At 43.6% G+C, this 7366-nt stretch carries 6 protein-coding genes and 1 tRNA gene; 3 read left to right on the top strand and 4 right to left on the bottom strand.

The window, feature by feature from the left end; genetic code table 11:
* From VFM80_RS10760 to rocD, 3 genes are all read right to left on the bottom strand, one after another.
* Nucleotides 1-1970: LTA synthase family protein (locus VFM80_RS10760; protein ID WP_395071833.1), on the bottom strand; the 1970-nt coding region annotated here is incomplete at its 3' end.
* Nucleotides 1971-2048: 78 nt separating this feature from the next.
* Entirely contained in the window at nucleotides 2049-3404 is a 1356-nt protein-coding gene (lat, locus tag VFM80_RS10755; protein ID WP_395071834.1) for an L-lysine 6-transaminase, read from the bottom strand.
* Nucleotides 3405-3537: 133 nt separating this feature from the next.
* Nucleotides 3538-4800: an ornithine--oxo-acid transaminase gene (gene rocD / locus VFM80_RS10750; RefSeq protein ID WP_395071832.1), complete on the bottom strand. Its 1263-nt coding sequence runs from the start codon at nucleotides 4798-4800 to the stop codon at nucleotides 3538-3540.
* Between the two features lie 122 nt (nucleotides 4801-4922).
* Here rocD and VFM80_RS10745 point away from each other — a divergent pair.
* From VFM80_RS10745 to VFM80_RS10735, 3 genes are all read left to right on the top strand, one after another.
* A tRNA-Met gene (locus tag VFM80_RS10745) sits at nucleotides 4923-4995 on the top strand.
* 64 nt (nucleotides 4996-5059) lie between these two features.
* The gene (locus VFM80_RS10740) at nucleotides 5060-5314 is read left to right on the top strand and encodes a GIY-YIG nuclease family protein (protein ID WP_395071831.1); all 255 of its coding nucleotides are present in this window, start codon (nucleotides 5060-5062) and stop codon (nucleotides 5312-5314) included.
* Nucleotides 5315-6171: 857 nt separating this feature from the next.
* Nucleotides 6172-6411 carry a hypothetical protein gene (locus VFM80_RS10735; RefSeq protein WP_395071830.1) on the top strand — a complete coding sequence of 80 codons (240 nt, stop codon included), beginning with the start codon at nucleotides 6172-6174 and terminating at the stop codon, nucleotides 6409-6411.
* A 329-nt stretch (nucleotides 6412-6740) separates the two neighbouring features.
* Here the strand turns inward: VFM80_RS10735 and VFM80_RS10730 are convergent.
* Nucleotides 6741-7366: RagB/SusD family nutrient uptake outer membrane protein (locus VFM80_RS10730; protein ID WP_395071829.1), on the bottom strand; the 626-nt coding region annotated here is incomplete at its 5' end.

Below are 7366 nucleotides of genomic sequence, written 5' to 3'. Positions count from 1 at the left end.
TCAAAATCACGTTTTTGGGAATCAGTTAGTTCGATGAGTCTGTTTTCAGCCGTCACATAGCTGTTCTTAAGTTTGAATGCTTCAAATTCCTCATAGATCCGGTCTTTGAGATCAGGGTTGTCTAACTCACCGAGCAGCATGCCTTCATGAAGCCTGTAAAGACGGTTATCAGAAACGAAATACTCTCCGGATAAATAATCAGCCATGTTATTTTTGGTCCTCATGAAGGGGACTTTTTTATTTGAAATGAACTCCTCATTTGTGCTGAGTTTGCCTCCGAGCCAGTGTACTTGCTTAGGAATAATAATTTCACTACTAAAATTGGCAGAAAGATAAGCTGTTAAGGTTGGAGCGATATCGAGATGAGATGAAACTCCTTTGTACGTCTTGCTTTCTTTAAGCAATGGAGAGTAGATCATAAAAGGCACATAATACCGGTCAATACGATCACGATGTGGAATGGGTACCATTCGATGATCTCCGGTTATGATGAAGATAGTGTTGTCAAAATCCTCCCGCCGTTTGTAGCGGTCGATGAGCTGTCGAATGGAATCGTCGGTATAAAGCAATGCCTTGAAAAGCTCCGGATGATCCCGATACGTTTGCTTATCCTGTTCAGATACTTTAAGACTTTCAAGTTTCTGTTTATAAAGCCGGTCGTATTTTTCGGTGTTTGGAATGATGAACGGCTCGTGAAAATTAAGGGAAAAGAAGATATCGAGGCGTGGCTCATTGTTACTGAAATCATCCAGAAACGTGAAAGCAAAATCGTAGAGATCGTGATCGGAATATCCCCAGCTAAAACCGCCTTCGATCTCGTCCATTCGCTGATAGGCATTGGGAAAGCGAGATGAATTGACCAAAAGATCAATGCCTTGTTGTTCTAAGAAAATGTCCAGGTTGTCAAAGCTGGTATCGTAGCCACCAAAATAATTGGTTTGGTATCCACTCTTATCTAAAATTGAAATGAGTGAGTGATGCTCCGGCATTCGATATCCTAGATCCATAAATCCAGTATTACCATAGGGGAGGGAGCCGAAAATGGAAGGTTGTGCATTGAACGACCGTCCACTGGTTGACAGGAAATGCGTCCAGTATAAACTTTCGGAAGACAGTGAATCAAGAAAAGGTGTAAACCCTCCATAGGATGCATTTGGGTTCACAACGGTACCTCCCAAACCTTCAACAATAATAAAGACAAAATTTGGCAGCCTTTCAGGCTTGTTTAGCAATGGTCCGAGAACATCTTCCGTGTCCGGTTCCTTCATAAAGGGATATTCATCACCGGAATACTCTTCGTTAGTTAGACTGGAAAACAGGTGACCTGCTGTTTCACCGAAAAAATAGGATGCCTTATTCACTGTAAGCGCATAGGTCAACTCAAGTTCATGATCATCCTTAGATGGATAAGTCAGAAAACTCAAAAGGGTACAAACTGCTAAAACGATCAAAAAAGAATTTTGGAAAGCACGGCTGTATTGAATTTTATTTAGTCCTTTAGCAGTATAAATAAAGATAAGGGGAAAGACGATCAAAGGTGCGATCTCCTTGAGTCCAAAGCTTACCGAAGTGATGACCGTATTACCGATCTCTGTAAAATTATAAGCCCAGAGATCAACTCCCAAAAGCACCAAAACCTCTCCAAAATATTGTATCAGGGCAATGGAAGTGATAATAAGTAGAACAATGAACGCCTTGATAATTTTTGATGCATAATTTGGGGTCATCTTAGCCAGTAATGCCCAGACTGCCACCAGCATAACGGCCCAAAATGAGAATAGGCACAGATCGGAGATAAGAGCTTTAAAGTAGATCAGAAAAGACCCGTCAGGCAGGGTGAAATTCTGTGATATCAGAACGATCTCATAGATACGGATCAAAAATCCAAGGAATAGAAATGTGATCATGGTAGCGATCACATCTTTAAACTCCCGATCTGAAAATGGAAGATAGCTGAGGATGGTTTTCAAGTGCCTGCGTCTCTTTGAATTAAATATGATTCAGCAGTTAAAATACCATCGTCAACTTAAACCTAAAAGAAGCAATTATTAGCCAACAACCGGGCATTCGTCTAATTTGGTCAGATAAGCCTTTTCCAGAATGTCCAGTCCTTCATCGATCTGATCCTCTGTAATGGTGAGAGGCGGGCGGAAACGAACCGTATTCGGTCCACAAGCCAGGATCATCAATCCGTTGTTCATACACTCTTTGATGACATGATCACGAGCGTGTGTGTTTGGAAGATCAATGGCGCTGAATAATCCTTTTCCCCGAGGGTTGGTGAAATATTCGTGTTTGTCAGCCAGTGTTTCTAATCGGGTTTGAAGATAATTCCCAACTTTAGCAGCATTTTCAACTAGATTATCTTCCTCGATCACATCCAGGATTCGTCCAAAGCGCACCATATCCACCAGATTTCCGCCCCAGGTAGAATTAATTCGGGACGAAACATGAAAACAGTTTGTTTTTACTTCATCGACGCGTGTAGTAGCCAGAATTCCACAGACTTGAGCTTTTTTTCCGAATGCCAGGATATCAGGTTTCACATAATGCTCATGAGCCCAGAATTTTCCGGTCATGCCTACTCCGGTTTGCACTTCATCATAAATAAGCAATGCGTCATGCTTGTCAGCCAGATCTCGCAGAGCCTGATGAAATTCTAACCTGAAATGCCGGTCACCGCCTTCTCCCTGAATGGGCTCGATCAAAATTCCGGCAATATCATCTTTGTAGATCTCAAAGAACCGTTCAGCCTGTGCAATGGCGAGTTTTTCCTGAGCCTCGGTCTCAGCGATGTTTTCTTTGGTAGCGGGGAAGGTCATGGCAGGACTGATCACCCGCGGCCAGTCGAATTTTGGAAAATACTTTACTTTATTGGGTACCGTGTTGGTGACCGAAAGGGTGTAACCTGTACGTCCGTGAAAGGCCTTTTCAAAATGAAGGATCTTGTGTCCTTTTTCCTCCCTGTATCCTTTCTCGAAATTCATCTGAACCTTCCAGTCGAAAGCTACTTTCATGGCATTTTCAACAGCCAAAGCGCCTCCGGAGATAAAGAAAGAGTAGGGCATATAATCCGGAATTCCCACCCGGTCAAAAGACTTCATGAAGCGTGCCATGTCTTCTGTATAGATATCGGAATTGGATGGCTTATTGATAGCCACCCGGGCGAGACGCTGCACGAATTCATCATCACCGGCCAGTTTTGGGTGATTCATTCCAAGCGGATTGGATGCAAAAAACGTAAAGAAGTCGAGATATCGCTTTCCGGATTTAGAATCGTATAAATAAGCCCCTTCACTTTCCTCCAGATCAAGCACCATTTCATAGCCATCAGTAAGCATATGCTTACTTAAAACGGAACGTACATTTTCAGGGGTGATGTTCATCGTGTCTCGCATTTCTATCTCCGGTTCTTTGAATTCGTCTTTAATCAAATCTACCAAATCGCGTATTAGAGCTCAATAGCGTTTAAATTCACTAAAGTTGAAATTGCATATTTGGCAGGTATCACCGGAGCATAAAATGGAGTATATGCTGCTACTTCTTGAAATCAGTGACAGTGTTTCTGATGATCTTCACGCAATCCATAAGTTGATCTTCCGTCATCACCAAAGGAGGGGCAAAACGGATGATATTTCCATGGGTTGGTTTCGCAAGAAGTCCGTTATTCTTCAGGGCAATACAGAATTTCCAGGCTGTGTCACTTTCCGGTGAATCATTTATGATGACAGCATTCAATAATCCGCGCCCGCGAACCTTGACAAACAGATTCGTTTCATCCACCAATTTCTGCATTTCATCTCTGAAGAGCTTGCCGAGCTTTCTTGCGTTTTGAGCAAGCTTCTCATCTTTAACCACTTCAAGTGCTGCTATGGCGACTTTACAGGCGAGTGGATTTCCGCCATAGGTCGAGCCGTGCTGCCCCGGTTTGATGACTTCCATAATGTGATTGTCAGCAAGTACAGCAGAAACGGGATAAGCTCCGCCTGAAAGTGCTTTACCCAAGATCAGGATATCCGGTTTAGTGTAGGTCGACTGACGTTCACAGTGTCCCTCGCAGCTACAGTTACCACACACAGCAAGCAGACTTCCTGTACGTGCAATGCCGGTTTGAATTTCATCAGCCATGAACAGAACATTATTCTTTTTACAAAGATCGGCCATCTGGCGAATGTACTCATCATCAGGGACCACAACTCCCGCTTCTCCCTGAATAGGTTCGGCTAAAACCCCGGCAACATTAGGTTGCTTCAAGGCTTCTTTCAAAGCATCAATATCGTTATAAGGAATTTTGATGAACCCGGGTGTGTAAGGGCCGAAATTCTTTCGGGCATCCGGGTCATTCGAAAAGGAGATAACCGTAGTAGTGCGCCCATGGAAGTTATTTTCTAGCACAATGATCTGAGCTTCCTGTTCATGAACACCTTTCTTCTCGTAAGCCCACTTTCGGCAGATCTTGATGGCGGTTTCCACTCCTTCGGCCCCGGTATTCATTGGCAATACTTTATCGAAGCCAAAATACTCGGTTACGTATTTCTCATATTCACCCAGCACGTTGTTATAAAAAGCACGGGAAGTCAGACTCAACGTCTGTGCCTGATCAGTCAATGCTTTGGTTATTTTAGGATGAGAGTGTCCCTGGTTAACTGCAGAGTAAGCGGAAAGAAAATCATAATACTTATTGCCTTCCGGATCCCATACATAGACTCCTTCTCCCTTAGATAATACCACCGGTAGCGGGTGATAGTTATGGGCTCCATATTTGTTCTCTAATTCAATGGCTTGCTTACTTGTGATCATTTAAAAATACCTTATTAATTTTTCTTCAAAAATAGGAAAAGCATTGGTGAAAGATTAATAAATAAATAGAAAAATAAGCTTGATATGGAGTGATAATAAACCGTATATTAAAGTCTACAAATCGCGGGGTGGAGCAGCTGGTAGCTCGTCGGGCTCATAACCCGAAGGTCGTAGGTTCGAATCCTACCCCCGCCACTATCAAAGCCTTCTGATTAAGTTCAGAAGGCTTTTTTTATCTCTTAATTTTATCGGGGTATTTATGTTCATTGTTTATGCGCTCTACTCACCGAATTACGAGAAGATCTATGTTGGGTATACTTCTAATATGGAACAGCGGCTTCTGTCACACAACAAATTGGGTAAGAAAGGGTGGACGATAAAATTTCGCCCCTGGGAATTAGTGTTCACAGAAGAGTTTGAGGATAAAAAAGAAGCCATGAAAAGAGAAAAGCAATTAAAGTCAGCAAAGGGTAGGGAATATGTTTGGGAGCAGATTCGAAAGAAATATAAATAAGCTCGTCGGGCTCATATCCGCCGGCTGGCGGACGTTGGTTCGAATCCGACTACATCCGACAATTGGCGGACCCGCCACTATTAAAGCCTTCTGATTAAGTTCAGAAGGCTTTTTTTTATATCTAAACTATATCGGGGGAATTATGTTTACTGTTGCGCGCTGTACTCACCGGTTACTCCCATTCGGTTTGTACCTCCCTCAAGGGAGGTGTTTCCTGAATATTTTCTACTTCTAAAATTATATCGCCCAAGATTATAATTTCTATCTCAGAAAGTCTCCCCTTGAGGGGAGAGGTAAAATCAGTTTACTGATTTTACCGAGGGGTGTACGTTTTATAAATGGGCAACCAACCCTAACCCACTACCGCACAAGCGTGACGCTTGCGCTAGTACCATGTCCATCCATCAGACGGCTCTTTGCAGGATTGGAGTGCCTGCCCCTCAGGCAGCCGTCAGATGGAGATCGAGATAGTTCAAATCGGTGCTCATCCTAAAATCCGGTTAATCCGCGAATCAAAATGATGTATTCACTACGACCACTGATAGGGGCAACCAACTCTAATCATATCTGTGCAGGTTCTTCATCCCGGTAAACCGGGTTCAGAATGACTTGGTATGGAGCTTGAATCCAACACTATCCATCACCCGGCCTGGGGCCGAAAGATGGATTATTGCTAGAAAACTAACCATGGCATTCCCTTACCCTGCGGCGGTGATATTAGGACACTCAACTCATTTCAGTGTGCCGGAGGGCAAGGGACAGGGATTGGGTTTTGTTTGCAAGTCCAACCGAGCCTATTCCATCCATCAGACGGCTCTTTGTTGGATTGGAGTGCCTGACCCTCAAGCAGCCGTCAGATGGGGATCGAGATAGATCAAATCCGTGATCATCCTTTAATCCGGTTGATCCGTGGTTCCAACATTCACATTGGCGCGGTTTACGATCTAAACTCTGGCACCACTGACCCTCCCCTTAATCTCCGCAAAGCAGGGGAAGTCTTTGGTGAGTTGGTAGTTGGATGCTCAAAGAAAATTAACAAGCGAAGGTCTTTAGACCTGCTTGGATATAAGCAACCAAACCACTTCAACAACCACTGATATCTTCCATTACACAAGCGAAGGGTTTACAAATAATAACTATGCAATGTGATGCTCTCGATCAACCCTTCGCTGATATGGGCAACCAACCGTAATCATATTTGTGCAGGTTCTTCATCCCGGTAAACCGGGTTCCAGAGTGATTTGATATGGAGCTTAAATTCAACACCATCCATCACCCGGCCTGAGGCCGAAAGATGGATTATTGCCAGAGTAATCCCTTGCCACTTCTTTTAAAGGATCAAAAAATTAAAGGCATAAAAAAAGCCCCTCACATAACTGTGAGAGGCTTAAAGTATTAAGTTACTTTACTGCTAAACTACAAGAGCTTAGTCGCCGTAACCTTCGTTTTGAACCATACTTGAGTTTGCATCAATCTCGTCTTGCGGGATTGGCATTGCAAACCGGTAAGAACCTGCAGGAACTCCGCCATCGGCGATAGTTTGAGCAGGGTCCACAATTGGGATAGGACGTCCGGTTCTGATCAGATCAAAGAATCTGTGACCTTCCATGGCTAATTCAAGTCGTCGTTCATTCCAAACGTTAGCTATAGCTCCTGTTGCATAAGCCGGAGCGTTACGCTCAGAAGTGATCTTGGTTAACTCTACAAGAGCTGCAGGTTCTCCACCCGGTTGAGAGGCAAGTGCTTCTGCATAGTTAAGAATAACTTCTGCGAAACGAATAACAGCGATATTGTCATACCCCTGTTCATTCGTCCATTTGCCTACCATGCGGTAGTTTAATGGACGAGCATCGTCTGGGTCTTCATCTTCAGCTGAGTACAGACCTAAACGAATGTCTGCAGGGTCGTATGCGTTATACAGATCATTAGTAACCTCTACGTCACCGTAGTTAGTATCACGATAGATCCGTGCTAAATTATCGAAGGAAGACGCATCTGTTTCACTGTACGCTAGTTCAAACATAGAGCCTGGGGCTCCGTCACCGTTAAAGA

The sequence above is a fragment of the Gracilimonas sp. genome (assembly GCF_035704785.1).
Classification (GTDB): domain Bacteria; phylum Bacteroidota; class Rhodothermia; order Balneolales; family Balneolaceae; genus Gracilimonas.
Note: the sequence above shows the minus strand (reverse complement) of the source record. Positions and strands in the feature narration are given on the sequence as shown.

Coding starts and splice junctions, on each gene's coding strand:
- rocD (WP_395071832.1), bottom strand. CDS start 4,800: ATGATCACAAGTAAGCAAGCCATTGAATTAGAGAACAAATATGGAGCC.
- VFM80_RS10740 (WP_395071831.1), top strand. CDS start 5,060: ATGTTCATTGTTTATGCGCTCTACTCACCGAATTACGAGAAGATCTAT.
- VFM80_RS10735 (WP_395071830.1), top strand. CDS start 6,172: ATGGGGATCGAGATAGATCAAATCCGTGATCATCCTTTAATCCGGTTG.